This is a genomic window from Massilia glaciei (genome assembly GCF_003011895.2).
Taxonomy (GTDB): domain Bacteria; phylum Pseudomonadota; class Gammaproteobacteria; order Burkholderiales; family Burkholderiaceae_D; genus Telluria_A; species Telluria_A glaciei.
In genome coordinates, this window is sequence record NZ_PXWF02000173.1 from 1 (window position 1) to 25,302 (window position 25,302).

The window sequence follows — 25,302 nt, forward strand, 5'->3', positions numbered from 1 at the left end:
GGCTGGGAGCTGTTCGAGATGATGCTCGCGGTCGCGAGCGGGAAGAAAACCTGGGCGGAGCACTGGAGGTTGCACAACGCGCTGACGTTGTTCAACCCGGCTCCGGTGACATAACAAACACGTCGTTCCCGCGGATGCGGGGATCCATACTGTGCACGCAGTTGCGCGCATCGCGAGAGACTGGAAAAAAGGTTCGCGTTGCGCGTACGGGCAAACTCAGCATGGGGCAAACGCATGCGTTTGCGCGTTCGCGGGGATGACGTTGGTACGAAAGCAAACAATGACAAAACCATTCAAACGCATTTTACTGACCGGCGCCGCCGGCGGCCTGGGCAAGGTTCTGCGCGAGCGCATCAAACCATGGGCCGACATCGTGCGCCTGTCCGACCTGTCCGATATGGGCGAGCCGGGCGAAGGCGAGGAGATCGTGCGCTGCGACCTGGCCGACAAGCAGGCCGTGCTGGCGCTGATGGACGGCGTCGACGCGGTGCTCCATTTCGGCGGCATTTCGACCGAGGCGCCGTTCGACGCCATCATGCAGGCCAATATCCTCGGCGTGGCCAACCTGTACGAGGCGGTCCACAAGGCCGGTGTCAAGCGCGTGGTGTTCGCCAGCTCCAACCACGCGGTCGGCTACTACCGCACCACCGACATGGTCGACGCCAGCATGCCGACCCGCCCCGACAGCATGTACGGCGTGAGCAAGTGCTTCGGCGAGTCGCTGTCGCGCTATTACTACGACCGCTTCGGCATCGAGACTGTCTGCCTGCGCATCGGGTCGAGCTTTCCGGCGCCGCTCAACAAGCGCATGATGACCACCTACTTCAGCTACGACGACCTGGTCGAGTGCCTGCGCTGCTGCCTAGCCGCGCCGCGCGTCGGCCACACGATCGCGTTTGGCATGTCGGACAACGCGAGCGCGTGGTGGGACAACCGCCACGCCGCCTTCCTCGGATACAAGGCGAAAGACAGCTCGTCCCGGTTCGACGGCATGTTCCCCGATTCGGGCGACTACCCCGCCGCCGACGACATCACCGCCACCTACCAGGGCGGCAAGTTCCTGCTGGACGGCCCGCAGTACAACTAGGCCGGCCATGACTGCCGTCTCTCTGCGCAACGCCCACCTGCACGCGCAGGTGTTGCCGGACATTGGAGGCGGCCTGGCCCGCCTCGACGCGATCTTTGATGGGAACGACCACCAGGTGCTGCGCGGGCTCGAGCGGCCGCCGGGCGCGCCGGCGCCCACGCCGTCCCAGTTGGCCTGCTTCCCTTTGCTGCCGTGGTCGAACCGCATCGGCGGCGGCGGCTTCGTGTTCGAGGGCAGGGCCATCGCGCTGGTGCCCAACCGCGCCGGCGAGCCTTGCCCGATCCATGGCGAAGGCTGGCAGCGGCCGTGGGAGGTCGCCTTCCAGACCGGCACCAGCGTCCACCTGGCGCTGGACCGGCGCCACGGCGCGCCGTTCTCGTACCGCGCGCAACTGCGCTACACGCTGCGCGACACCATGCTCGAGGTGGCGCTCGAAGTGCAAAACTGCGGGTCTGCGGCGCTGCCGTTCGGTCTGGGCCTGCATCCGTGGCTGCCGCGCACCGAAGGCGTGACGCTGCGCGCGCGCGCGCACGCCACGTGGCGGCGCGGCGACGACGGCCTGCCTCTGGAGCGCATCGCCATCCCCGGCGACTGGGACTTCAACTCCCCGCGCCCGCTGCCCGCGCAAGGCGTCGACAATGTGTTTGACGGCTGGGACGGGGAGGCCGAGATCTCGTGGCCCGAGACCGGCGTGCGGCTGCGCATATGCGCCGGCATGGCTTACTACATCGTCTACACAAAGCCGGGCGCCGACTTTTTTTGTTTCGAACCGGTCGACCATCTGATCAACGCCCACAACCTGCCGGGTGGACCCGCGGCCAACGGACTGAGCCTGCTGGGGCCGGGGCAATCGCTCGCGCGCACGGTGACATTCTCGGCCGGCGCGCTGGCCTGAAGTTGGTCCTGTGTCTTGCGATCGACACATTCTTTAACCAAAATATGAAACAGGGACAGGCCCGATGAAACCGCACCGTTTTGCGCTCGCATTGCCCATTTTGCTGGCCGCGTGCCAGGCCGCGCCGCCACAACCGTGGATCGCCGACCTGGGCAACGGCAGCTACCGCAACCCGATCCTGCATGCCGACTATTCCGATCCCGATGCGATCCGGGTCGGCGACAGCTACTACATGACGTCGTCGAGCTTCAGCAATGTGCCCGGCCTGCCGCTGCTGACCTCCAAGGACATGGTCAACTGGACGCTGGTGGGCCACGCCTTGCCACGGTTGGTGCCGGCCGCCGCGTTCGCGGCGCCGCAGCCGGGCAAGGGCGTGTGGGCGCCATGCCTGCGCTTCCATGATGGCAAATTCTGGATCTTCTATCCCGACCCCGACTTCGGCATTTACGTGATAACCGCCGAGCGCTTCGACGGGCCATGGAGCGCCCCGCACCTGCTGCTGCCGGGCAGGGGCATCATCGACCCGACCCCCTTGTGGGATGACGACGGCAAGGCCTGGCTGCTGCACGGCTGGGCCAAGAGCCGCGCCGGTTTCAACAATGTGCTGACCCTGCGCCCGATGTCGCCGGACGCGCGCCGCATCACGGGCGAGGGCAGGGTGCTCATCGACGGCAACCGGCTGCCCGGCTACACCACGCTCGAAGGTCCCAAGTTCTACAAGCGCGACAGCTACTACTACGTGTTCGCGCCGGCGGGCGGGGTCGAGGCGGGCTGGCAGTCGGTGTTCCGGTCGCGTCGGCTCGACGGTCCGTACGAGGACCAGATCGTGCTGGCGCGGGGTGGCACGAACGTCAATGGCCCGCACCAGGGCGCATGGGTGAGGGCCGCCGACGGCAGCGACTGGTTCCTCCATTTCCAGGACAAGCGCGCCTACGGGCGCGTCGTGCACCTGCAGCCAATGTCGTGGAACGCGGGCTGGCCTTTGATCGGCGCGCCGTCCGCCAAGCCGGGCGTCGGCGAGCCGGTAGCGGTCCACCGCAAGCCGCAAGGCTCGGGCGCCGCGGCTGCGCCGCCGACCGGCGACGAGTTCTCGCGCAGCGCGCTTGGCCTGCAATGGCAATGGAGCGCCAATTGGCAGGCGCACTGGTATTCGTTGGCCGCCCGTCCGGGCTTTTTGCGCCTGATGGCGCAGCCTCCCGCCCGGCAGGGGCTGCGCGCAACGGCGTCGGTGCTGTCGCAAAAGCCGCCCGCCCCCGAGTTCGGCGCCGAGGCGCTGGTCGAATTGCGCGCGCAGGGCGATGGCGACAGCGCCGGCCTGCTCCTCAATGGCTTGACCTATGCCTGGCTCGGTTTGCGCCGCAGCGGCGGCGCCACGCAGATCGTGTTTGCCCGCTGCGACACGCCGGCCACAAAATGCATCGAGGTGGTCGAAGCGCTCGGACCGGCCGGCACCGGGCCGGTCGCGCTTCGCGTGCAAGTGGCAGAGGGCGGTGTGGCGCGCTTTTCGTACAGCCTGGACCGGGGCAGTTTCACACCCGCGGGAGAACCGTTCAAGGCGGGCATGGGGCGCTGGGTCGGGGCCCAGCTGGGGCTGTTCGCGCATGGCCAGCCCGGCGCGTTCGCCGATGTCGATTATCTCCGGGTGGCGCCGCCCTGAGGCACCCTGGGGCCTGTGGACCAGCAGCGCGTCGCCAGCACTTTTTTCGCTTCGACTCCCTAAGCCGGACAGCCTTTTAGGGCGTCACCGACACGGAGATCTGCGGCACTCTCGGTTCCGCCGTATCGAGCACGAACGCGTAGGTCGCCTTTGCCGGCGCCTCGATCACCATGTTGGCGCCAACGGCTTCGAGCCGCTTCGGCTTGCCGAGCGCGATCGACTGGTCCTGGTGGAAGGCGCCAAAGTCGATCTGCTGGAAGTCCTCGGACCCGACCTTGAATTCATGGCGTCCCTTGTCGAGAACGAGCTTCGCCTCGAAGCGGCCGTTGCCCGCCTTTTCCAGCTTGTTGGCCAGGCTCCAGCCGTTCATGCTGCCGCGGACGTAGACCGCCTGGGTCGCAAACGGTGGCGCCGGCTCGGGTGCCAGCGGCGCCAGCGCAGCGATGTTCCTGCTCGCTTCGGCGGCGCCCGCGGCGCTGATGTGCACCTTGGTGAACTGGAGGTTGCGCACGCGCCCATTGCTGATCGTGAAACCGGTGCAGCCCTCGCCGTCGCGGCACTGGTATTCGACGCGCCCGAACGGATAGTCGCCGTTGAACGATGTCGGCCCCAGCTTGTCGAGCGCGACCTGCCCGCGCGAAAAGCTCAGCGTCAGCTTGCCGTCCTTGGCCGCCATCGTGTACAGCACGTGCAGCTCGTCGCTGTAGTATTCGCCCTCGAAGGCCCGCGCTTCGGCCATGCTCATGGTCGCACGTTCGACCCGCTTTGCCGGCATGGCGCGGCCATGCTGGTGCAGCACGCCGGAAGCGACCACGCCGCCGGCCGCTGGCGCGTCGAAAATGAACCGTGCATCGGCCGCCTTCAGGAAGAAGGCGCGCTCGCCGGTTGCGGCCAGCCGGTACTTCGGCTGCCCCGTCGCTTGCGCCATCAACTGGCCGTTCTCCTTGGTGAAAGTGATGACGAACTGCGGCGCGAGCGCGAAAGCGCCGACGAAGGCGTCGAGTTTCGCCGGGTCGATGGCAACTTCGGCGGGCGCCGGTTGCTTCGCTGGAGTCGCGCCGGCCGGTTTCGGCCCGAGCTGTTTCGCAAGGTAGATGTCGGCGACTTGGTTGACCAGCGCGGTGAAGTCGAAGTCGCCGGCATTGGCCAGGACCGCCACCGAAAAACGCTGGTCGGGGAAGCGCACCAGCTGGCTGCGGTAGCCGGCGTCCCCGCCCGCATGCTGGACCACGTTCAGGCCCCGGTATTTGTCGATGTCGAGGCCGGCCGCGTACCGGAGCGGGCGGCCGCCGGCGAGCGTGCCGACCTTTTGGACGTCCGCCAGCAGCGCTTTGCCGCCTACCTTGCCGTCGTAGAAATTACGGTCCCACAGCGCCAGGTCTTCGACCGTCGTGAACAGGCTGGTCGCGCCCACGTTCGAATACGACAGCGCGATGTACTGGTAGCCGCCGGCGGGCAGCGGGTCGTACGACATCGCGCGGCCCTTGACCAGCGTGCCGTAGTTGTCGTGGAAGTGCGTGTGCTTCATGCCCAGCGGGCCGAAGATGCGCTCCTGCGCGAACGCCGGCAGCGCCTTGCCCGAGACGCGCTTGACGATCAGCGCGAGCAGGGTGTAGCCGGTGTTCGAATACGCGAACTCCCTGCCCGGCGCGAAATTGAGCGACTGCTGGCGCTGCAGCAGGCGGAACACGTCGTCCTCGGTGATCACGTCCTCGAGGCGCCAGCCGGCCATGGCCAGCAGGTTCCACTGGTCGCGCAAGCCGCTCGTGTGGTGGATCAGTTGGGCGATCGTGATGACCTTGCCGAAGTCGCGCATCTCGGGCAGGTGTTTGCGGATGTCGTCGCCTAGCGACAGCTTGCCGTCCTGCGCCAGCAGGTGGACCGCGAACGCGGTGAACTGCTTCGACATCGACGCCACGTGGAACACGGTGGTCGGCTTGTTCGGCGCATCGTGCTCGATGTTGGCCATGCCGACGCCGCGCCGGTAGACGATTTTTCCGTCCTGGATCACGGCGACGGCGGCGCCCGGCATGCCGGGCTTGTCCCACTTTTCCAGTAGTTGGTCGACTTGCTTCGATGGGGGCAGCGGGGCGCTGCATGCGGCAGGGGTGATGGCGAGGAACGAAACGAGGAGCGAAAGCGTGAGTTTTCTCATGGTGCCGGATGGTTGGATTGGTCTGTCGCCCGCATGCGCTCATCAAAAGACATGCGGTGCAACACGACTATACCGCTGCGCGCCGGCTCAAGGCATGAAAATTTTCACTGGGCCGGTCATCCCACGTATGCATGCGACGCCTCCCCGCTGGCCGGTCCAGCCGTGCGCAAACTGGCCCGGGCGGCGCCGCGCCGGCCAGCGCCGCAGCGCGTTCACGGCTGGCGCAGCGTCGCCGCCAGCTCGGGGCGCAGGCGCACCAGTTCGCCAGCCACCATCGCCGAGAACAGCGCCGAGCCCTTGGCGCCAAGGTGGGTGCGGTCGAATTTGCTTTTTGGCGCGCCTTGCGGTTCGACGCCGGCTGCCGCCGCCTCGGCCGCCGCCGGCACCACCGGCGGCGGCTCCTGCGCCAGCAGGTCGGCTTGCCGCGTGCCCATCGCCTGCACCGCCGCGATGCTCATGGCGTTCAGGTCGAGCAGGTCGACCCCGGCGCCGCGCGCCACCCGCCGCACCGCCGCCGACCATGGCGCCAGGTCGTCGTGCAGCCAGCGTCCGCGGAAGCTGCGGCGCGTGAGCGGCGTCACCAGCACCGGCACCGCGCCCAGCGCGCGCACCTCGTCGGCATAGCGCGCCATGTTGGCGGGGAACTGGTGCACCAGGTCGGTCGAGCGGCCCGGCTTGCCCGGCTGGTCGTTGTGCCCGAACTGGACCAGCACGTAGGTGGCGCCGGGCGGGGTGCCGTCGGAAAGCAGCGCCTGCACCTCCTTCCACCTGACCTCGGCGCGGAAGCTGCCCGAACTGCGCCCGCCGCGCGCCAGATTGATGCAGGCGACCTCGGGCCGGAATCGCGCGCACAAGGCGTCGCCGTAGCCGGAGCGCGTGGCCATCGTCGAGTCGCCGACGAGGATCAGGCGCACCGGGGCGGCCGTTTGGGCGTGCGCCGCGGGCGCGAGGAGAAATAATGACAACCACAGGGCGGAACGGTGCATGCTGTCCTTCGGGGTGAGTGTGGCGGAAGGCGCGCGCGGCACGCCGGTTCGGTCGTCCTGGCGTCCGGTTCTGCATGCGGGGCAGAAACGGTGGCGCCTGGATGGTCGACCAATTTTAAACTGGTCGGACCACTCAGGCAAGCCTGGGCGGGGCGCAGTCGGCCGCGCGAGAAGGTGCGGGCGAGCAGCTGTCGTGTGTTGGCGCGCCAAAACATCGCCGGCGCGGCATCAGGGGCAGCCGAGCACCTTGATGTCCGGCGTGCAGCGCAGGTAGCGGGCGCGTATTTTCCGGTAGTTGCCGTCCGCGATCATGCCCTCGATGGCATTGTTGAAGTCGGCGAGGAAATGCGGCGAGACCGATTGTTTGCTGAATGCGAACATGGCCGTGTTGGTCGACACCACCACGCGGCTCGGACGCAACACTTCGCCAAGTCCCAACTGGCGTAGCTCGAGCTCGGCGCTGGCCTGGTCCGCGATCAAGCCGTCGATGCGTCCAAGCGCCATTATTTTCCACGCGTTGCGCCGCAAGGTGATGGGGGAAAGATTGCCCTTGAAGCGCGGGTTGGCCTTGATCGCATCGAATTTGTCGCCATACGAAACGCCGATTTGCACGCCTAGCCTGAAATTGGTGCCAAGCAGATACTCGAGCCGCGCGAAGCGGTACTTGGCGGCGACGCCCGGGCCCAGGTACAGCACATTGGGCGACTGTAGCGTCGGCGCCGAAAAATGCGCGAAGCGTTCGCGCTGCTCGCTGCGGAAACTGCTCGGCAGCACGTCGAGCCGGCCGGCCTCGAGTTCGACCAGCGCCCGCGCCCACGGCAGTTCGACGAACCTGGCCTTGCAGCCCACCCGCGCGAGCGCGGCGCGCGCGAGATCGGCGTCGAAGCCGCCGATCCGGCCGTCGCTGTCGCGGAAGGAATAGGGCGCGTCGTCAAACCAGCGGACGGTCTTGGTGCAAGCGAGCGCGTTGGCGGTGGGCAGCAGTGCCAGTATCAGTATTGCCGCGATTGTTTGCATGCGCGCCATGCTTGCGCCTCCCCATTGCATGCCACGCCGCGCCAACTGCGGCGATGGAGCCGTCATTGTACAGGGTGGCGGTGCTTGGCTGGAGGCAAGCGCGGCCCGTGCTCATGCAAAAATTTGGCCAACCGAACTATGCGCGGGCTCTTTGTCATTCCGCTCGGAGTGGAGATTTCAACGGCCGCAACTGGCGTTTCGGTATCGCGGCGGCGAACATGAGCACGCGCGCGGCGGCTTCAGCCTGCCGGCCGCGCAGCTAAGGCTCGCGCCTTGTTTTTTGACAGCGAATTCTCTATCATCCGCGGTGATTGATTTGTAGAAATGCAAATGACGATTGCTTGCGGTATTTTTCGGACGCCGCCTTTTGTGGAGAGTTCTTCAAGATGGAACAGCAACACGGTCCTGGCGCCCTGCGCACAAATCTTTATTGGTGGCTTTGCGTCGCCCTGCTCGGTGCCGCGGTCGCCATCGATGCCTACGATGGAGAACCGCTAAAGCTGGGCACCAGTTTGCTGCTGTTTGCCGGCTGCCTGCTCAATGCCTTGGTGCGCCCGCCCAGGTCGCGCGCCGTCAAGGCGGGCACGGGTGCCCTGTTGCTTGGCGCCGCCGGGTTGATGATTTACCGCCTTGTTGGTCCAGGCCTTTGACGCGTCACGGCGGCAAAGACGAGGCGGCGAAAGCCGCATTGATGGCGGCATACGGCGCCGCCGCCGCGAACAGGGGCTCGGAGCGGCCATCGGCGAGGAAGCCTGTGACCAGCGCCGTGGTGTGCGCCCACAGCGTTTGCGGGATCCACGAGCCGGCGCTGACCCGCCGCACGCCGAGCGCGCCCAGTTCGGGCGCCGAAGGCAAACCGGGCCAGGCGATCACGTTGAGCAACAGCTCGGTGCCGCCGGCGACCGCGCGCGTCTGGACCGGGTCGGCCAGACCGAGCGGGAACAGGCCGTCGGCGCCGGCGTCGCGGTAGCGCGCGGCCCGCGCCAGGGTTTCCGCGACGCGCGCTTCGGGCGGCACCAGCGCGCGGTAGAAGACATCGGTGCGGGCGTTGATGTAGAGCGATACGCCGAGGCGGTCGGCGGCGCGGCGGGCCGCGCCGATCTTTACGCAAAGCAGGTCGGGATGCGCGGCGCCGTTCTGGAGATTGATCCCCGCCACGCCCAGATCGATCAGGCGGGCGACCATCGCGCCGACCTCGGACGGGTCATCGGAATAGCAGCCCTCGATATCGGCACTCAGCGGGATCGTGATCACGCGGGCGATCGCGCCGATGCCGGCCACGTGCAAGTCGACCGGCAACAGGTCGCCGTCGCGATAGCCGAGCGACCAGGCGAGGTCGGCACTGGTGGTGGCGATCGCGCGCGCCCCGAGGCTTTCGATCAAGCGGGCGCTGCCGGCATCCCAGGCGTTCGGGAGCATCAGGGGTTGGGCTCGTTGGTGCAGGGCGTGGAAGGCGGGGGACATGGCTTCTCCATAGAAAAGCCCAGTGTAACAATGGCGCTGCCGGATGATAATGGCTATAAAATGCTTACATTCATTCGTATGGGGAAGCAATGAGGGAGCCACCATTCCATCTGGTCCGTGCGTTCGTCGCCGTCGTGGAGCACCACAGTTTTGCCGGCGCGGCCAAGGAACTCAATATGACGGCCTCGTCGGTCAGCCGGCTGGTCAAGGCGCTCGAGTCGCAGGTGGGCGCCAAGCTGATCAACCGGACCACGCGGGCGATGTCGTTGACCGAACCGAGGCAGCGCTATTTCGACGATTGCGCGGGCGCCTTCGAACGGCTGCGCGGGGCCTACGAGTGCCTGCGCGACGAGCAAGTGCTGCCGCGCGGCACGCTCAAGCTCAGTGTTCCCGTCGCGTTCGGGCGGACCCAGGTCGTCCCCCATTTGTCGGCCTTCATGCAGGCGTTTCCGTGCGTCGAGATCGATCTGCTGGTGACCGACCGCTACGTCGACATCGTCGCCGAGGGCGTCACCGTGGCGATCCGGATCGGCAGCATGCCCGACTCGACCTTGGTCGCGCGCAAATTGCTGAGGAACCGCAGGATACTGGTCGCGGCGCCGGCCTACCTGGCGCGCCACGGCGTTCCCGCCAGCGTCGACGAACTCGGCGGGCACCAGTGCCTCGTCTCGACGGCCAGCCACGACGGCGAGCATTGGCGCCTGAGCGGGCCCGGCGGAGAACGCCTGTTCGCGCCGCGCGGCAGGCTGCGCTCGGACAGCGGCGACGCCGTCAAGCGCCTCGCCATCGACGGACTCGGGATCGCCTTCCATTCCGCCGTCACGATGGCCGATGCGATCGGCTCGGGCGAGCTGGTGCAAATTCTTGGCCAGTGGAGCGGCAGGGAAACCGGTGTGTATTGCGTGTTTCCGCCGCGCGCGCCCGGCGCCGCCGCGCTCGCCTTTGTCGATTTTTTGCAAGGCCGCTGGCACGACAGTTTCGCGCCGGACTTCCTTTGAACTTAAACGCCGCCCTTGGCGAGCAGCGCCATCGCGTCGTACCGGGCCGCGGCCCTGGCGAAGGCTGCGTTGGGTGTAGCCGCCGCGCCCGGGCCGAATTCCTTTTGCACGGCCGCCTTGTTGGCGTCGATCCAGTGCACCGCGCGCTCCAGATTGGCCATCTGGCGCTGTTGCGCGTGGCCCGTCGCGGTCAGGCTGTCGACGGTGCCGACGAACGCGGTCGCAAAATCGGTGATTGCCGCGGCATGGCCGGCCTTGTTGTCGGCCAGCGCCGCGTCCAGTTTGGCGTGGTCGACCGCGGCCATCCCGGTCTTGGGATCGGTGCTGATGCCCAGCGTCGCCAGGCCGCCCCTGACGCCGGCGCCATGGCCGTTGAGGATGTGGCCGATGTCGCGCGCGGTCGCGAAGCGCGCCCGTGCGGCCTCCCAGCTGCCCTCGAGGATGCCGCCGGCGGCGAGCTCGGGCGAGAAGCGTTCGACGCCGCCGTTATAGCTGGCCACAAAGTTGTCGAGCGCGCCCTTGAGTTGCGCGTTTGGGGTGTGCGCGTCGACGCCAGTCAATTGGCGCGCGGCGTCCTGTTGCAGCGCCAGGCTGGTGCGCATCTGCGCGAGCTCGGAAAATTGCGCCTTGAAGCTCACTTCGACGCGGTTGAGCACCGTCACCATGTTTTGCCCGGGCTGGCTGAACGGGCGCGACGAGTCGAGCCCCGTCGGCGTGGTCGGGGTCGGCAACCCGAGCGCCGTGAACAGGGCGCTGTATCGGTCGAGCACGCCGCGGAAATCCGCGCCACCCGCAGGCGCGGGCAGGGTGCCGCTGAAGCGATCTGGCAGCGCGCCTTCGCCGAAGCCGCCGGCGGCCGGCGGCGGGGAGCGGCCCTGGGCGGCCGTGTTGAACAGCGACGCCAGCGCCTGGCCCTTGAACTGGGCCAGGTTGACCGACAGCGCGGCGGCGTTGATGGGTGAAATCGGCATCGGAACTCCCTCGGCGCGAAGCGCACGGTTCTGCATTGCAATTGCATTCGAGCATACGCCGCGGGCAGGCCGGATTCGTTACGATTGTGTAAGTGAACGTTGCAGGGCGGTATTCGCCCCGCCGGGGCATCCTTCCCCACTTGCTTGCTTCCCTCCTTATTTGCGCATCTGCAGGGCCAGTTCGAGCTTGGGGTCGAGCTTGTAGATGTCGTCCGAAAACAGCGCGCGTCCGGTTTGATCGCTCATGGCCGTCGCGTAAAACAGCACCACCGGGATCACCTCCTTGAGCTTGACGGTCTTCAACGGGCCAGGTTGCATCGCCGCTTCGACGTTTTCCTGGCTCCACTGGGCCGCGTCGCCGAGCACGAAGGCGGCGAGTTCCACCGGACGCTCGACCCGGATGCAGCCGTGGCTCAGGTCGCGGCGTGCGCGGCTGAACAGTTGCGGCGCCGACGTCGAATGCAGGTAGATGTTGTCGGAATTGGGCATGGCGAACTTGACGGCGCCGAGCACGTTTTGCTCGCCCGGGCGTTGCCGCACGCGCACCCTGGCGCTTTTGATCGCCTCCAGAGCGCCGTCCGCGCCGACCGTCTCGACCTTCCCGCCGCTGCGCGAGACCAGTTCCATGTCGTTCTCCTCGAGGTACCGGGGATTGCTCGCCAGCTTGGGAATGATCTCCCCGAGCTCGATGCTGCGCGGAACGTTCCAATACGGATTGAACTCGAGATAGCGCATCTGGCCGATGAACAGGGGCGTCTGCGTCTTGACGGCGGTGCCGACGATGACGCGCATCTCGAGCGGTTCGGCCTTGGTGGTGCTGTCGAAGGCCCACAGGCGGTAGGACGGCAGGTTGACCGCAATGGTGCGGCCCGGCCGCAGTTGTGGCAGCACGCGCAGGCGCTCGAGCGTCAGTGCCAGCTGGCGCGCGCGCTGGTCGGGCGGCACGGCGAGCGCCTTCATGGTCGCGGGGCCGAGGGTGCCGTCCTCTTCGAGTCCGTGGCGCGACTGGAAGCGCTTGAGCGCGTCGGATAGCTCGGCGGTGTAGGCGTCATCCTTCTCGGGCGCGGCGCCGGCGGGCAGGTCGCCGAACAGGGCCAGGCGCGCGCGCAGGGTTGGCGCGCCTTCATACGGGGTGCCGGCGACCAGCTTCTTGCCGCGCTTGATCGGCGGCAGCGCCTGCCAGTCCGGGTTGGCCGAGGCCAGTTGCCGGTACTGGCCCAGGGTCGTCATCACGCGCCGGTACAGTGGAAACGGCGGCTCCGCCGCCCCTGAGAGCTGCGCCACGCCGTTGGCCTTGATGGCCGCCTTGATCTGTTCGACGGGATCGAACGCGACCAGCCGCGCGTCCTCCGGCTGGGCCGCGAAGCCCGACTTGAGGCGGCCGAAGCGCAAGTCGCCCAGATATTGCATCACCGCGGTGCTCAGGGCGATCTCGACTTCAGCCGAGTTGGCCGGGGTCAATCCGTTGAGTTGGGCGGAAATGGCGTCGACTTGGTAGTCGGCGCGCGCGAGGCCGTGCGCCTCGGCCTCCTGCAGCAGTGACAGCGCCGCCTTCGCCTGCTTGAGGCCGTCGCCGATCCACAGCGGCGAGTAGGCGCCGGCCTCGTACAGCCGCGGCAACAGCTTCTGGGCGTCGAGGGGGCGGCTGGGGAAACGGTGGGGTTTTTGGCTGGCGGCGGCGGCGCGTTGTTGTATCTCGGCGTTGAGGGCGGGGACGGGGACGGGAGCGGCGGCGGCCGGCGCGGCGGCGGGGGCCGGGGCGGGCTTTGGCGCGGCCGTGGCTGGCGCTGCGGGCGCCTGCGACGCCAGCAGCAACAGAAGGAGGCCGCTGATGACGCTTTTGCTAACTGCTTGCATGCCGGATGTTGGCTTCGTATGGTCCATATTCTTAGTCTCTCGTGGACGATTGCTTCGGGGGCCCGCGCGGGTGCGCGTGTTTTAGTTGGGACAAAGCTCAGTGCTTGTGCCACTCAGCAACTAGTATCAGGCATGCAAATACATTTGCCAAATAAGATTGTTTCCAATTGAATCCATGTGGTTTTGCGGAAAGTGAAAGAGGGCTTTTCCGGCGCTTGCAATCGTCGCCACAATGCCCGATCATTCTGCCCAGACGTTCCGACCGGGACGACCAACTCACGGAGGCATCAATGGTGGCAGTAAATCGGGACATGCTTGGCGGCAAAAAACTTGCCGGCATGTTCGTCGCATTGGCAATGGCGATCGGTTTCGGCGCGTCCGCGTCGGCGGCCCCGGCCGAGGAGAAAGTGCTCAACATTTACAACTGGTCCGACTACATCGCCGACGACACCATCAAGAATTTCGAGAGGGAGTACGGCATCAAGGTACGCTACGACAATTTCGACAGCAACGAAGTGCTCAACTCGAAATTGGTCGCGGGCCGCACCGGCTACGACATCGTGGTGCCGACGGCGCAATGGGCGCGCCAGCAGATCGACGCCAAGCTGTTGCGCAAGCTCGACAAATCGAAGTTGAGCAACCTGGGCAACCTCGATCCTGCGATCCAGGCCAAGCTGGCCGCGCTCGACCCGGGCAACGAACACCTGGTCGACTGGCTGTGGGGCTACACCACGGTCGGCATCAACGTCGGCAAGGTCAAGGCCGCGTTGGGGGGCATGCCGATGCCCGGGAGCGCGTGGGAGCTGCTGTACAACCCGAAATACGTGTCCAAGCTCAAGTCGTGCGGCGTGTCGTTCCTCGATTCCCCGTCGGAAGTGCTGCCGACGGCCTTGCACTACCTGGGCAAGCCGGCCTATTCGACCAACGCGGCCGACTACGCCGAGGCCGGCAAGTTGTTGAAGGCGGTGCGCCCCAGCGTGACCTTGTTCAGTTCGTCGGGCTACATCAACGACCTGAGCAACGGCGCCCTGTGCGTGGTGCTGGGCTGGTCGGGCGACATCAACATCGCGCGCCAGCGCGCCCTCGACGCCAAGAACGGGCAGGTGATCGAGGCGCTGGTGCCGAAGACGGGCGCGCCGCTGGTGTTCGACACCATGGCGATCCCGGCCGACGCGCCGCACCCGGACAACGCGCACCTGTTCATCAACTACATCCTGCGCGGCCCGGTCCACGCGAGCCTGACGAACAAGGTGTTCTACGCCAATCCGAACAAGGCGGCGACCAAGCATGTGCGCAAGGACATCGCCGGCAACAAGAGCGTGTTCCTGGCGCCGGACGACTTGAAGCGGATGATCGCGCCGGCGGCCGTGCCGAACGACATCCGCCGCGTGATGACGCGCACCTTCACCCGCTTCAAGACCGGCCGCTAAACGGGCGGTTTGGAAAGCGAAAGCGGCAAGCGCCCCGGGGCCTTGCCGCTTTTTTTCTCCCCAATGTTCCGCAACCCCAATCTTTCAAAACAACCGGGGTCTGACCCCACTTAAGGAACACAATGTTCCGCAACCCCAATCTTTCAAAACAACCGGGGTCTGACCCCACTTAAGGAACATTTAGCAAGTGGGGCAGACCCCGGTTGTTGAAAGCGAGGGCGCCGGACGCATCGCGCCCCTGTCGGCCTTGATTTGGTTTAACATTTCGTAACCGGGGTCTGACCCCAGTTACGCAGTTACGAAACATTTAACCATCGGAACCATCGGGGCAAGCCCCGATGCAATCCGTAACCGGCCGGCATCCTGTGTCGCGTCTACATGCGCGGCGCGCCGAGCACGGGTTCGGGCACCGGCTCGCATTGCAGGTAGGAGGTCTTCCCCAGTATGCTGTAGCTGGCGGTCATTTGACCTGTGCGTCTGTTTATGATCTGCTCCTGGACGCCTTGCGCCCTTCCTAAATTGGTGATTGTTCGCCAAACGTATTCGTCGGGCGAGATCGAGCATTCCCTTCTCTCGAAGGCCAGCACACTGATGCATTCGTTTTCGCGCCACCCCTTGCCCGGATTCCAGTGCTGGACGACATTCTGGTCGATCTTGTAGATGCCAATCGCACCAAGGTCGATATCAACGCCCGGCTTGGCCTTGCATTGCACATACGATGGCGCCGCCAACACACTCGCCGCCGTCATCGAAAGCGCGAGAAACAGGGTGTTTTTCAGATTGTGCATGAGCAGTGTGTGAGTGAGTTCGTGGCTGCATTCTTTTTCAAAAATGCAACTTAACGCTACACCAATCCCGGGTCGAGTCAAGCCCCCCGAAAGGCGGGCTGGAGCTGGGCCGCGAGGCCGCAGGCGCGCTTCGCTTTCAGACCAGTTCGGGCGACATCACCGCGCGCAGGCTCAAGCCCTCGGGGTCCTGCGGCTCGCGCTGCACGAACCACCAGGCGTTTGCCTGCTTCATGTTCCAGTACTGGGGCGCGCCCGACAGCAGCAGCGCCGCGACCTGGCCCAGCGTCGGCTGGTGCCCGACGATGAGCACCGGATCCTTGTTCGACGGCCAGTTGGCCACCTGCAGCACCTGCTCGCAGCCCGCGCCCGGCGCCAGGCCCGGGTGGATCTTGAATTTGCGCCCCAGCCCCTCGGCCGTCTGCACCGCGCGCAGGGCGGGACTGACCAGGATGCGGCAACTTTCGGGCAGCTGGGAGTTGAGCCATTCGCCCATGCGGCGCGCCTGCTTGTGGCCCTTGGCCGTCAGCGGGCGCTGCAGGTCTGGCTCGCCAAAATCGGCTTCCGCGTGCCGCAACAAGATCAGATCCATGCCGTTCTCCCGGTTCGTTTGCGCTGGTGTTGCCTCGGTTTTCAGTCAGTCTGTTCAATCGGCCTCGGTCGCGCGCGCCCCGAGCGCCTGCATCAGATGGCGTTGCGCCGAAAACGCGAGTTGCTTGCCGCGCACCCGGCGCCGTTTGTATTGGCCGTCGGGTCCAAGCTCCCACGCGTTCGAGTTGTCCTTGAGGTAGGGGGTCAATCCCTCCGTGATGACACGCTTCTTGAGCGCCGGGTCGAGCACGGGGAAGGCGACCTCGATGCGGCGGAACAGGTTGCGGCTCATCCAGTCGGCGCTGGCCAGGTAGACGTCGTGCGCCAAGTCGTTGCGGAAATAGTATATCCGGCTGTGCTCGAGGAAGCGCCCGATGATCGAGCGCACCTTGATGTTCTCCGACAGGCCCGGCACGCCCGGCTTGAGGGTGCACGCGCCGCGCACGATCAGGTCGATCTTGACCCCCTCGTGCGAGGCCGAGTACAGCGCCCGGATCACCGAGTCGTCGACCAGCGCGTTGACCTTGACGATGATGCGCCCGGGCCGCCCGGCGCGGGCGATCTTGGCCTCGTTGCGGATCGCCTTGATGATCTCGCTTTGCAGCGCGAACGGGGCCAGCCACAGGTGGGTGAGCTTGTGCGGCTTGGTCAGGCTGGTCAGGTGGATGAACACCTCGTTGACCTCCTGGCACATGGCCTGGTGCGCCGTGAGCAGGCCGAAGTCGGTGTACAGGCGCGTGGTGGTCAGATGGTAGTTGCCGGTGCCGAGGTGGCCGTAGAAATGTAATCCCTCCGGCTCGCGCCGGATCACGAGCGCGAGCTTGGCGTGCGTCTTGAGGCCGACCACGCCGTACACGACCTGCGCGCCGGCCTGCTCGAGCTTGTCGGCCCAATTGATGTTGGCCTCCTCGTCGAAGCGCGCCATCAGTTCGAGGATCACGGTCACCTCCTTGCCCGCGCGCGCGGCCGCCATGAGCGCCTCCATCAGGTCCGAGTGCATGCCGGTGCGGTAGATGGTCTGCTTGATGGCGACCACGTCCGGGTCGTGCGCGGCCAGGCGCACGAAGTCGACCACGGTCTGGAACGACTCGAACGGGTGGTGCAGCAAGATGTCCTGCTTGCGCAGCTGGGAGAACAGGTCGCTGTGGGCGACCTTTTGCGGCGCGCCCGGGAAGAACGGCGCAAAGCGCAGCGAGGGCTCCTTGACATGGTCGATCAGCTCGGCCAGGCGCACCAGGTTGACCGGGCCGTCGACCGCGTACAGGCGGCTTTGTTCGAGGTTGAACTGGTCGAGCAGGAACTGCGACAGCTCGGCCGGGCAGTTGCGCGCGACCTCGAGCCGCACCGAGGTGCCGAACTGGCGCCCGGTCAACTCCCCCTTGAGCGCCTGGCGCAGGTTCTTGACCTCGTCCTCGTCGACCCACAGGTCGGAGTCGCGCGTGACCCGGAACTGGGAATAGGCGAGCACCTCGCGCCCGGTGAACAGGTCCTCGATGTGCGAGTGGATGATCGACGAGAGCAGGCAGAACGAGGCGCCGCCCTCGGACAGTTCGTCGGGCAGGCGGATCACGCGCGGCAGCACCCGCGGGGCCTTGACGATGGCGATCGCGCTGCCGCGCCCGAAGGCGTCCTTGCCGCTCAGCGCGATGATGAAGTTGAGGCTCTTGTTGACCACCTGCGGGAACGGATGGGCCGGGTCGAGCCCGATCGGGGTCAGCAGCGGGCGCACCTGGCTCTCGAAATAGTCCTTGACCCAGGCGCGCTGGGCGGGGTTGCGGTCGGTGTGGCGCACCAAGCGCACGCCCTTGGCCTGCAGCTGGGGCAGGATCTCGGTGTTGAGCAGCGCGTACTGGCGCTCGACCAGTGCGTGGCATTCCTCGCCGATGCGCGCCAGCGTGGCCACCAGCGAGGGGTGGGCCAGGGCGCCGTCGGCGCTGCCCTGGGCCAGGATGCTGGCCACGCGCACCTCGAAGAACTCGTCGAGGTTGTTGCTCACTATACAAAGGTAGCGCAGCCGCTCGAGCAGCGGGATGGCGCGGTCCTCGGCCTGGGCCAGCACGCGCCGGTTGAACATGAGCTGCGACAGCTCGCGGTCCAGAAAGATGGCTGGTCTGGGTGTTTCCGGGGGCGCGTTCTTCATTTTTTTCTTCATGGTGGGGACTATCGTAGCGCAAGTTCCGCCGTGTTGTCCTAAAAGCATGGATCCTTGTCGCATTTCGATCCTGCCATAGGGAAAGCCTCGGGGGTGCGCCGCCTGAAATTGTAGTGTAGTGGGGAAATATGACTCCGCCGTGACGCGGCGCGCCCATCGTGTGACAAAAATTTCACGGGGGGAGGGCGGCGGGAGCGATTAAAATTGCGATGTCACGCTATTTGGATCATGTCATAAACCCGTCATATTCGCCCGGTAGACTGCGCAGCATTGGCGGGAATCATCCCTCCACAACCCAAAGGACTTGGAAAATGCGAATCAAACTGTTGCTAGCCTCCTTCGTAGTCGGTGCCTCCGCGGCCACGGCGCCCTCATTCGCCGCCGACGTGACCGGCGCCGGCGCGACGTTTCCTTACCCAATCTATGCCAAGTGGGCTGAATCCTACAAAAAAGCCACCGGCAACGGCATGAATTACCAATCGGTCGGTTCGGGCGCCGGCATCAAGCAGATCAAGGCCAAGACGGTCGACTTCGGCGCGTCCGACATGCCGCTCAAGGCGGAAGACCTCGACGCCGCCGGCCTGATGCAGTTCCCCGCCATCATGGGCGGCGTGGTGCCGATCATCAACCTCGAGGGCGTCGCCCCGGGCCAGCTCAAGCTGACCGGCCCCGTCGTCGGCGACATCTACCTGGGCAAAATCCTCAAGTGGAACGCGCCGCAGATCGCCGCGCTCAACCCCGGCGTCAAGCTGCCCGACGACGACATCACCGTGGTGCACCGCGCCGACGGCTCGGGCACGACCTTCCTGTTCACCGACTACGTCTCGAAGACCAATCCGGAATTCAAGACCACGATCGGCAGCGGCACCGCCGTCAAGTGGGCCACCGGCGTCGGCGGCAAGGGCAACGAGGGCGTCGCCGCCCAGGTGCAGCGCATCAAGGGCGCGATCGGCTACGTCGAATGGGCCTACGCCAAGAAGAACAAGATCGCCCACACCCAGCTCAAGAACAAGGACGGCGTCTACCTGCAGCCTGACGACGACAGCTTCAAGGCCGCAGCCGCTTCGGCCGATTGGACCAAGACCCCGGGCTTCGGCGTGGTGCTGACCGACATGCCGGGCAAGGCCAGCTGGCCGATCACGGGTGCCTCGTACATCCTGATGTACAAGAACCAGGCCGACGCCGCCAAGGCGCGCGAAGTGCTCAAGTTCTTCGACTGGTCGTTCAAGAATGGTGACGCGGCCGCCGTCGAACTCGAATACGTGCCACTGCCCGACAGCGTGACCAAGCTGGTCTCCGACGCCTGGAAGGCGAACCTGAAAGATGCTTCCGGCAAAGCAATCTGGTAAGCACAACAGTTAAAAAGCGGTAACCGGGGCGCCAAGCCTGACTGCCTTGAACGGCGGCCAGGTCTGGTGCCCCGCACTAACATTCCGATCCAAAACTGTCTGTTTTAGAAGATACAATGAGTGCACATACAACAATGACCTTGAACACCATGCGCGAATTGCCCGACACCGAACAGGCCAGGACCGAACAGGCCAGGACCGAAACCGCCAAGTTGCAGTCGACCATGCGCAGGCAGCGCTGGCAAGATTTTATTTTTCATAAAGTGACGATGCTGTTCGCGGCCTCCGTGCTGCTGGTGCTGCTCGGCATCATCGCCTCGCTCGTCGTCAGAGCCGCCCCCGCGTTCAGCGAATTCGGCCCCGGCTTCATCACCACCATCGAGTGGGATCCCGTCAACGACAAGTACGGCGCCCTGATCGCCATCTTCGGCACCGTCGTCACCTCCTTCATCGCCCTGCTGGTTGCGTTTCCGATCAGCTTCGGCATCGCCCTGTTCCTGACCGAGATCTGCCCGGTCTGGTTGCGCCGCCCGATGGGCACCGCGGTCGAACTGCTCGCCGGCGTGCCGTCGATCATCTACGGCATGTGGGGCTTGTTCGTGTTCGCGCCGCTGTTCGCCGACCATGTGCAGCCGCTGCTCAAGAGCACCCTCGGCGAGCTGCCATTCATCGGCGTCCTCTTCAGCGGCCCGACCATGGGCATCGGCATGCTCACCGCCGGCCTGATCCTGGCCATCATGATCATCCCCTTCATCGCCTCGGTGATGCGCGACGTGTTCGAAACCGTGCCCGCCGTGCTCAAGGAATCGGCCTACGGCCTCGGCTGCACCAAGTGGGAGGTGATGCGCAAGATCGTGCTGCCCTACACCAAGATCGGCGTCGTCGGCGGCGTCATGCTCGGCCTCGGGCGCGCGCTCGGCGAAACCATGGCGGTCACCTTCGTGATTGGCAACGCCAACAAATTGTCATGGTCGCTGTTTGCGGCCGGCAACTCGATCTCGTCGACGCTGGCCAACGAATTCGGCGAGGCCGAGTCGGCGCTGCACGTGTCGTCCCTGTTCGCGCTGGCGCTGATCCTGTTCGCGATCACCTTCGTCGTCCTGTCGGCGGCGAAAATCATGTTGGCGGGCATGTCCCGCAAAGAAGGTGTCAAATGAGCCAGGCCGCCATCAAACCCCAAATCAACCGGGTCTACCGCAAACGGCTGCTGGTCCACCGCTTCGGCATCGCGCTGTCGGTGCTTGCGATGACGATCGGCCTGGCCTTCCTGATGTGGATCCTGTGGACGCTGCTGCTCAAGGGCATCGTCGGGATCGAGGGCCTCGGACTGACCTTGTTCACCGTGGACACCCCGGCGCCGGGCAGCGCCGGCGGCCTGCGCAACGCCATCGTCGGCAGCCTCATGATGGTCGGGCTGTCGACGCTGATCAGCACCCCGATCGGCATCCTGGCGGGCATCTACCTGGCCGAGTACGGCGAGACCAACAAGTTCGCGCAGCTCACGCGCTTCGTCACCGACATCATGCTGTCGGCGCCGTCGATCGTGATCGGCCTGTTCGTGTACGCGCTGTACGTGGCCAAGGTCAGCCATTTCTCGGGTTACGCCGGCTCGATCGCGCTCACGATCATCGCCGTCCCCGTGGTGGTGCGCACCACCGACAACATGCTGCGCCTGGTGCCCAACAGCCTGCTCGAGGCCGCGTTCGCGCTCGGCGCGCCGCGCTGGAAGGTGGCCACGCTGGTGCGCCTGCGCGCCGTCAAGGCCGGCGTGATCACCGGCGCGCTGCTGGCGCTGGCGCGCATCGCCGGCGAAACGGCGCCCTTGCTGTTTACCGCGCTTAACAACCAGTTCTTCAGCCTGAACATGAACGCGCCGATGGCCAACCTGCCCGTGGTGATCAACCAGTTCGCGATGAGCCCGTACGACGACTGGCGCGACCTGGCCTGGGCCGGCGCGCTGATCGTCACCTTCAGCGTGCTGTTGCTAAACATCCTCTCGCGCACCGTGTTCTCCCAGAAGACCCCGAAATAATTTTTGCGGACAAAAACCATGAATAGCCAAATGCCCACCATCGCGCCGGTCAAGAACAAGACGATCGAGATCTCCAAACTTGACTTTTTCTATGGCAAGACGCAAAGCCTGAGCAACGTCAACCTCGACATCCACGAGAAACAGGTCACGGCCTTCATCGGCCCGTCCGGCTGCGGCAAGTCGACCCTGCTGCGCACGCTCAACCGCATGTACGACCTGTACCCGGGCCAGCGCGCCACCGGCAGCGTGCTCTACCGCGGCAAGAACATCCTCGACGCCGACCAGGACGTCAACAGCCTGCGCGCCAAGGTCGGCATGGTGTTCCAGAAACCGACCCCGTTCCCGATGTCGATCTACGAGAACATCGCCTTCGGCGTGCGCCTGTACGAGGACATGTCCAAGGGCGAGATGGACGAGCGGGTCGAATGGGCGCTCAAGAAGGCGGCGCTGTGGGGCGAGGTCAAGGACAAGCTCGGCAAGAGCGGCCTGTCGCTGTCGGGCGGCCAGCAGCAGCGCCTGTGCATCGCGCGCGGCGTCGCCGTCAAGCCCGACGTCCTGCTGCTCGACGAGCCGACCTCGGCGCTCGACCCGATCTCGACGGCCAAGGTCGAGGAGCTCATCAGCGAACTGAAGCAGGACTACACGATCGCCATCGTGACCCACAACATGCAGCAGGCGGCGCGCTGCTCCGACTACACGGCCTACATGTATTTGGGCGAGCTCGTTGAATTCGGCGAGACCGACCAGATATTCATGAACCCGGCGCGCAAGGAAACCCAGGATTACATCACCGGGCGCTTCGGCTGATGGACGGACAGGGCGCGCGGCGCCCCGCACCGCAGCACGCACCGCACGCAACGCACGCACAGCACAACAAGACCCCACGACGGAGAGCAGCATGATAGGCGAACATTCATCCAAACAGTACGACCACGAATTAGAAACGATCCGCTCCAAGGTGTTGCTCATGGGCGGCATCGTCGAGACCCAGTTCCTCGACGCGATGGCGTGCTTTCGCATCGGCAACCCGGAGCGCGCCGACCGCGTGATCGCCGAGGACGACGTCGTCAACCAGCTCGAGGTCTCGCTCGACGACGCCTGCAGCCACCTGATCGTCAAGCGCCAGCCGACCGCCAACGACCTGCGCACCGTGATGGCCACGATCAAGGTCATCACCGACCTCGAGCGCATCGGCGACGAGGCCGCGAAAATCGCGCGCACCGCCAAGAGCCTGCACGGGCGCGGCACCCCCGGCCTGAACCATTTCGAGATGGTGCGCACGATCTCGACGGCCACCTCCGACATGCTGCACGACGCGCTCGACGCCTTCGCCCGGCTCGACGGCAAGGTCGCGCTGCAACTGATCGCGCGCGACGCCGTGATCGACCACGAGTTCCGCTCGATCATGCGCAACCTGATCACCTTCATGATGGAGGACCCGCGCACCATCTCGTCCGCGCTCGACACGCTGTGGGTGGCCAAGGCCATCGAGCGGATCGGCGACCATGCCAAGAACATCGCCGAGTACGTGATCTACGTGGTCGAGGGCAAGGACATCCGCCACACCAAGCCGAGCGCGCCGGTGCTGCCGGACCAAGGGGCGAACTGAGCCGATGGCGACCGGAAAAACCACCGTACTGATCGTCGAGGACGAGCCCGCGATCGTCGAGCTCGTCAAGTTCTCGCTGCGCGAGGCCGGCTGGGACCTGTGCGCCGTCTCGAGCGTGTCCGAGGCCTGGGATTTCCTGCTCCAGCGCACGCCGCAGATGATCTTCCTCGACTGGATGCTGCCCGACCAGACCGGCCTGCGCCTGCTCTCGCGCATCCGGCTCGACCGCAACTTCCAGGACATCCCGGTGATCATGCTCACCGCCAAGAGCATGGAGGAGGACAAGCTCGCCGGCCTCGACACCGGCGCCGACGACTATGTGACCAAGCCGTTCTCCCCGCGCGAATTGCTGGCGCGCTCGAAGGCGCTGCTGCGCCGCAAGAGCCCCGAGCACGCGCAGATGGTGATGTCGGCCGGCACGGTCGAACTCGACCCGGTCAGCTGCTCGGTGAGCATCGGCGGCGAGCGCATCGACATCGGCCACGCCGAGTTCAAGCTGCTCAAGTTTTTACTGGCGCACCGCGAGCGCGTGTTTTCGCGCAGCCAGCTGCTCGACAAGGTGTGGGGCGACCACGCCGTGATCGAGGAGCGCACCGTCGACGTCCACGTGCTGCGCCTGCGCAAGGCGCTCAAGGCCTCGGAGGGACTGATCAAGACCGTGCGCAGCGTCGGCTACATGCTGTCCGAGAAGTAGGGCCGGCGTGAATCCGACCCTGCTGTTCTGGATACCCGCGCTGTTGCGCATGGGCCTGATACTGGCCGGCGCGGCCGTGCTGTGGTGGCTGTTCGGGCTGGTCTACGGGCTCGCCGCGGCGCTGCTGGCGGTCATTTTTCTGCTGTTCGTGCAGTTGCGCTACCTGAACCAGCTCGGGGTCTGGCTCGACGAGCCGCACAGCGCGCGCCTGCCCGACGGCTGGGGTTCGTGGACCGAGATCTTCGCGCGCCTTTACCGCCTGCGACGCGACGACGAGCGCAACAAGGCCGAGCTGACCGAATGGCTGGCGCGCTTCCGCCAGGCCATGCATCTGCTGCCCGACGGCGTGGCCATCATGGACGACGTGCTGTTCCTCGAATGGTGCAACCCGGCCGCCGAGCGCCACCTCGGGCTCACGCTCGAGCGCGACAAGGGCATGCGCGTGACCAACCTGATCCGCCATCCCGACTTCATCGACTACATCATCCTCGGGCGCTACGAGCAGCCGCTCACGCTGGCTTTTCGCGACCGCAAGCTGATCTGCCAGATCATCCCGTTCGAGAACCGGCGCCAGATCCTGGTCACGCACGACGTCACCGAGACCGTGCGCATCGAGGAGATGCGGCGCGACTTCATCGCCAACGCCTCGCACGAGCTGCGCACGCCGCTGACGGTGATCGTCGGCTTCCTCGAGATCGCCTCGAGCGACATGATGATCGACGCCGAGACGCGCGCCGCGCACCTCAAACTGATGACCGAGCAGGGGCACCGGATGCAGCGCCTGATCGAAGACATGCTGACCTTGTCGCGGCTCGAATCGGTCGACTATCCGCTGCGGCGCGAGCGCGTCGACATGCGCGCGCTGGTCGAGGAGATCCTGGGCGAGGCGCGCGCGCTGTCGGGCGGGCGCCACACCATCGGCGCCACCGTCGACGGGCCCGACGTCAACGGCAGCGCCGAGGAGTTGCGCAGCGCCTTCGGCAACCTGGCCTCGAACGCGGTGCGCTACACGCCCGAGGGCGGCAGCATCGCGCTGGCATGGCGCGACGGGCCGGGCGGGCCGCGCTTCGTCGTCACCGACACCGGCATCGGCATCGACCAGTCGCACATCTCGCGCCTGACCGAACGCTTCTACCGGGTCGACAAGAGCCGTTCGCGCGAGACCAAGGGCACCGGGCTCGGGCTGGCGATCGTCAAACACGTGCTGCTGCGCCACGGCGGCAACCTGAGCATCACGTCGGAGGCGGGCAAGGGCAGCAGCTTCATCGCCAACCTGCCGGGCGGCTAGCCGGCCGCCGGGGGCTTGCGCAGCTTGCAATCGCAAGCTTGACGCCTTGCGGCGGCGACCGGGAGCGACACATGGCGATTGCCGCCAAGCCCTACCTGCAATCGATCTCGATCCGCGCCGATGCGCAGCCCGACTTCGACTCCCACCCGGCATCCCATGAGCGCAGGCATTGTTTTGTAACCGGGGTCTGACCCCACTTACGAACTGTTCCGCTATCGGGGTCAGACCCCGGTTGCGAAACATTGCTTGCGCGGGAGGGACATCGTCTCTACCAGCCCTTGAATC

At 65.9% G+C, this 25,302-nt stretch carries 23 protein-coding genes; 14 read left to right on the forward strand and 9 right to left on the reverse strand.

Going from position 1 to position 25,302, the window contains the following annotated elements; translation table 11 throughout:
* From C7C56_RS30685 to C7C56_RS10825, 4 genes are all read left to right on the forward strand, one after another.
* Positions 1-114: UxaA family hydrolase (locus C7C56_RS30685; protein ID WP_229458711.1), on the forward strand; the 114-nt coding region annotated here is incomplete at its 5' end.
* A 166-nt stretch (positions 115-280) separates the two neighbouring features.
* Complete coding sequence (locus tag C7C56_RS10815) at positions 281-1,087, forward strand: NAD-dependent epimerase/dehydratase family protein (RefSeq protein ID WP_106757416.1); 807 nt, start codon at positions 281-283, stop codon at positions 1,085-1,087.
* A 7-nt stretch (positions 1,088-1,094) separates the two neighbouring features.
* Complete coding sequence (locus C7C56_RS10820) at positions 1,095-1,982, forward strand: aldose 1-epimerase (RefSeq protein ID WP_106757417.1); 888 nt, start codon at positions 1,095-1,097, stop codon at positions 1,980-1,982.
* Positions 1,983-2,046: 64 nt separating this feature from the next.
* Positions 2,047-3,639, forward strand: coding sequence for a glycoside hydrolase family 43 protein (locus C7C56_RS10825; RefSeq protein WP_106757418.1), 1,593 nt, complete (start codon positions 2,047-2,049; stop codon positions 3,637-3,639).
* Positions 3,640-3,715: 76 nt separating this feature from the next.
* On the opposite strand, the gene C7C56_RS10830 is transcribed toward C7C56_RS10825, so the two are convergent.
* The 3 genes from C7C56_RS10830 to C7C56_RS10840 all read right to left on the reverse strand — a co-directional run bounded on the left by C7C56_RS10830 (position 3,716) and on the right by C7C56_RS10840 (position 7,797).
* A complete protein-coding gene (locus C7C56_RS10830; protein ID WP_106757419.1) occupies positions 3,716-5,794 on the reverse strand; it encodes a serine hydrolase in 2,079 nt (692 codons plus the stop codon).
* A 212-nt stretch (positions 5,795-6,006) separates the two neighbouring features.
* Entirely contained in the window at positions 6,007-6,780 is a 774-nt protein-coding gene (locus C7C56_RS10835; RefSeq protein ID WP_106757420.1) for a rhamnogalacturonan acetylesterase, read from the reverse strand.
* A 228-nt stretch (positions 6,781-7,008) separates the two neighbouring features.
* On the reverse strand, positions 7,009-7,797 hold the full coding sequence (locus C7C56_RS10840; protein WP_181373121.1) for a substrate-binding periplasmic protein: 789 nt from the start codon (positions 7,795-7,797) through the stop codon (positions 7,009-7,011).
* Positions 7,798-8,183: 386 nt separating this feature from the next.
* On the opposite strand from C7C56_RS10840, the gene C7C56_RS10845 reads away from it, so the two are divergent.
* Entirely contained in the window at positions 8,184-8,447 is a 264-nt protein-coding gene (locus tag C7C56_RS10845; RefSeq protein ID WP_146204418.1) for a hypothetical protein, read from the forward strand.
* A gap of 4 nt (positions 8,448-8,451) precedes the next feature.
* Here C7C56_RS10845 and C7C56_RS10850 read toward each other — a convergent pair whose 3' ends face one another.
* Complete coding sequence (locus C7C56_RS10850) at positions 8,452-9,261, reverse strand: isocitrate lyase/PEP mutase family protein (RefSeq protein ID WP_106757423.1); 810 nt, start codon at positions 9,259-9,261, stop codon at positions 8,452-8,454.
* 89 nt (positions 9,262-9,350) lie between these two features.
* Between C7C56_RS10850 and C7C56_RS10855 the strand changes: the two genes are divergently transcribed.
* Positions 9,351-10,259, forward strand: a complete 909-nt coding sequence (locus C7C56_RS10855; protein WP_106757424.1) for a LysR family transcriptional regulator — start codon at positions 9,351-9,353, stop codon at positions 10,257-10,259.
* A 2-nt stretch (positions 10,260-10,261) separates the two neighbouring features.
* Here the strand turns inward: C7C56_RS10855 and C7C56_RS10860 are convergent, their stop codons facing one another.
* Positions 10,262-11,230: a hypothetical protein gene (locus C7C56_RS10860; protein ID WP_106757425.1), complete on the reverse strand. Its 969-nt coding sequence runs from the start codon at positions 11,228-11,230 to the stop codon at positions 10,262-10,264.
* Positions 11,231-11,386: 156 nt separating this feature from the next.
* A complete protein-coding gene (locus tag C7C56_RS10865; RefSeq protein WP_181373122.1) occupies positions 11,387-13,087 on the reverse strand; it encodes a L,D-transpeptidase family protein in 1,701 nt (566 codons plus the stop codon).
* Positions 13,088-13,377: 290 nt separating this feature from the next.
* Between C7C56_RS10865 and C7C56_RS10875 the strand changes: the two genes are divergently transcribed.
* Entirely contained in the window at positions 13,378-14,517 is a 1,140-nt protein-coding gene (locus C7C56_RS10875) for a polyamine ABC transporter substrate-binding protein (protein WP_370660199.1), read from the forward strand.
* A gap of 374 nt (positions 14,518-14,891) precedes the next feature.
* On the opposite strand, the gene C7C56_RS10880 is transcribed toward C7C56_RS10875, so the two are convergent.
* The 3 genes from C7C56_RS10880 to ppk1 form a co-directional block, all read right to left on the reverse strand.
* Positions 14,892-15,305, reverse strand: a complete 414-nt coding sequence (locus C7C56_RS10880; RefSeq protein WP_106757428.1) for a hypothetical protein — start codon at positions 15,303-15,305, stop codon at positions 14,892-14,894.
* A 136-nt stretch (positions 15,306-15,441) separates the two neighbouring features.
* Positions 15,442-15,894, reverse strand: coding sequence for a phosphohistidine phosphatase SixA (sixA, locus tag C7C56_RS10885; RefSeq protein ID WP_106757429.1), 453 nt, complete (start codon positions 15,892-15,894; stop codon positions 15,442-15,444).
* A 54-nt stretch (positions 15,895-15,948) separates the two neighbouring features.
* Complete coding sequence (gene ppk1, locus C7C56_RS10890; protein ID WP_106757462.1) at positions 15,949-18,033, reverse strand: polyphosphate kinase 1; 2,085 nt, start codon at positions 18,031-18,033, stop codon at positions 15,949-15,951.
* Between the two features lie 323 nt (positions 18,034-18,356).
* Here ppk1 and pstS point away from each other — a divergent pair, with 323 nt between their 5' ends.
* The 7 genes from pstS to phoR all read left to right on the forward strand — a co-directional run bounded on the left by pstS (position 18,357) and on the right by phoR (position 25,017).
* A complete protein-coding gene (gene pstS / locus C7C56_RS10895) occupies positions 18,357-19,394 on the forward strand; it encodes a phosphate ABC transporter substrate-binding protein PstS (RefSeq protein WP_106757430.1) in 1,038 nt (345 codons plus the stop codon).
* Between the two features lie 116 nt (positions 19,395-19,510).
* The gene (pstC, locus tag C7C56_RS10900; RefSeq protein ID WP_106757431.1) at positions 19,511-20,551 is read left to right on the forward strand and encodes a phosphate ABC transporter permease subunit PstC; all 1,041 of its coding nucleotides are present in this window, start codon (positions 19,511-19,513) and stop codon (positions 20,549-20,551) included.
* Entirely contained in the window at positions 20,548-21,426 is an 879-nt protein-coding gene (pstA, locus tag C7C56_RS10905) for a phosphate ABC transporter permease PstA (protein WP_106757432.1), read from the forward strand. The genes pstC and pstA overlap by 4 nt, the downstream gene beginning before the upstream one ends.
* Before the next feature lie 18 nt (positions 21,427-21,444).
* Positions 21,445-22,233, forward strand: coding sequence for a phosphate ABC transporter ATP-binding protein PstB (gene pstB / locus C7C56_RS10910; protein ID WP_106757433.1), 789 nt, complete (start codon positions 21,445-21,447; stop codon positions 22,231-22,233).
* 91 nt (positions 22,234-22,324) lie between these two features.
* Positions 22,325-23,035, forward strand: a complete 711-nt coding sequence (phoU, locus tag C7C56_RS10915) for a phosphate signaling complex protein PhoU (protein ID WP_106757434.1) — start codon at positions 22,325-22,327, stop codon at positions 23,033-23,035.
* Positions 23,036-23,039: 4 nt separating this feature from the next.
* Positions 23,040-23,729, forward strand: a complete 690-nt coding sequence (locus C7C56_RS10920; RefSeq protein WP_106757435.1) for a response regulator — start codon at positions 23,040-23,042, stop codon at positions 23,727-23,729.
* Positions 23,730-23,736: 7 nt separating this feature from the next.
* A complete protein-coding gene (gene phoR / locus C7C56_RS10925) occupies positions 23,737-25,017 on the forward strand; it encodes a phosphate regulon sensor histidine kinase PhoR (RefSeq protein WP_106757436.1) in 1,281 nt (426 codons plus the stop codon).
* The last annotated feature ends 285 nt before the right edge of the window (positions 25,018-25,302 follow it).

Excerpts from the sequence above, each read along its gene's own strand:
- C7C56_RS10815 (WP_106757416.1), top strand. The coding sequence starts at position 281 with ATGACAAAACCATTCAAACGCATTTTACTGACCGGCGCCGCCGGCGGC.
- C7C56_RS10875 (WP_370660199.1), top strand. The coding sequence starts at position 13,378 with ATGGTGGCAGTAAATCGGGACATGCTTGGCGGCAAAAAACTTGCCGGC.
- ppk1 (WP_106757462.1), bottom strand. The coding sequence starts at position 18,033 with ATGAAGAACGCGCCCCCGGAAACACCCAGACCAGCCATCTTTCTGGAC.
- C7C56_RS10845 (WP_146204418.1), top strand. The coding sequence starts at position 8,184 with ATGGAACAGCAACACGGTCCTGGCGCCCTGCGCACAAATCTTTATTGG.
- pstA (WP_106757432.1), top strand. The coding sequence starts at position 20,548 with ATGAGCCAGGCCGCCATCAAACCCCAAATCAACCGGGTCTACCGCAAA.
- C7C56_RS10865 (WP_181373122.1), bottom strand. The coding sequence starts at position 13,087 with ATGCAAGCAGTTAGCAAAAGCGTCATCAGCGGCCTCCTTCTGTTGCTG.
- pstB (WP_106757433.1), top strand. The coding sequence starts at position 21,445 with ATGAATAGCCAAATGCCCACCATCGCGCCGGTCAAGAACAAGACGATC.
- C7C56_RS10855 (WP_106757424.1), top strand. The coding sequence starts at position 9,351 with ATGAGGGAGCCACCATTCCATCTGGTCCGTGCGTTCGTCGCCGTCGTG.
- C7C56_RS10820 (WP_106757417.1), top strand. The coding sequence starts at position 1,095 with ATGACTGCCGTCTCTCTGCGCAACGCCCACCTGCACGCGCAGGTGTTG.
- C7C56_RS10880 (WP_106757428.1), bottom strand. The coding sequence starts at position 15,305 with ATGCACAATCTGAAAAACACCCTGTTTCTCGCGCTTTCGATGACGGCG.
- C7C56_RS10825 (WP_106757418.1), top strand. The coding sequence starts at position 2,047 with ATGAAACCGCACCGTTTTGCGCTCGCATTGCCCATTTTGCTGGCCGCG.
- C7C56_RS10830 (WP_106757419.1), bottom strand. The coding sequence starts at position 5,794 with ATGAGAAAACTCACGCTTTCGCTCCTCGTTTCGTTCCTCGCCATCACC.
- pstS (WP_106757430.1), top strand. The coding sequence starts at position 18,357 with ATGCGAATCAAACTGTTGCTAGCCTCCTTCGTAGTCGGTGCCTCCGCG.
- C7C56_RS10835 (WP_106757420.1), bottom strand. The coding sequence starts at position 6,780 with ATGCACCGTTCCGCCCTGTGGTTGTCATTATTTCTCCTCGCGCCCGCG.
- C7C56_RS10920 (WP_106757435.1), top strand. The coding sequence starts at position 23,040 with ATGGCGACCGGAAAAACCACCGTACTGATCGTCGAGGACGAGCCCGCG.
- C7C56_RS10860 (WP_106757425.1), bottom strand. The coding sequence starts at position 11,230 with ATGCCGATTTCACCCATCAACGCCGCCGCGCTGTCGGTCAACCTGGCC.
- C7C56_RS10850 (WP_106757423.1), bottom strand. The coding sequence starts at position 9,261 with ATGTCCCCCGCCTTCCACGCCCTGCACCAACGAGCCCAACCCCTGATG.
- sixA (WP_106757429.1), bottom strand. The coding sequence starts at position 15,894 with ATGGATCTGATCTTGTTGCGGCACGCGGAAGCCGATTTTGGCGAGCCA.
- phoU (WP_106757434.1), top strand. The coding sequence starts at position 22,325 with ATGATAGGCGAACATTCATCCAAACAGTACGACCACGAATTAGAAACG.
- pstC (WP_106757431.1), top strand. The coding sequence starts at position 19,511 with ATGAGTGCACATACAACAATGACCTTGAACACCATGCGCGAATTGCCC.
- C7C56_RS10840 (WP_181373121.1), bottom strand. The coding sequence starts at position 7,797 with ATGCAAACAATCGCGGCAATACTGATACTGGCACTGCTGCCCACCGCC.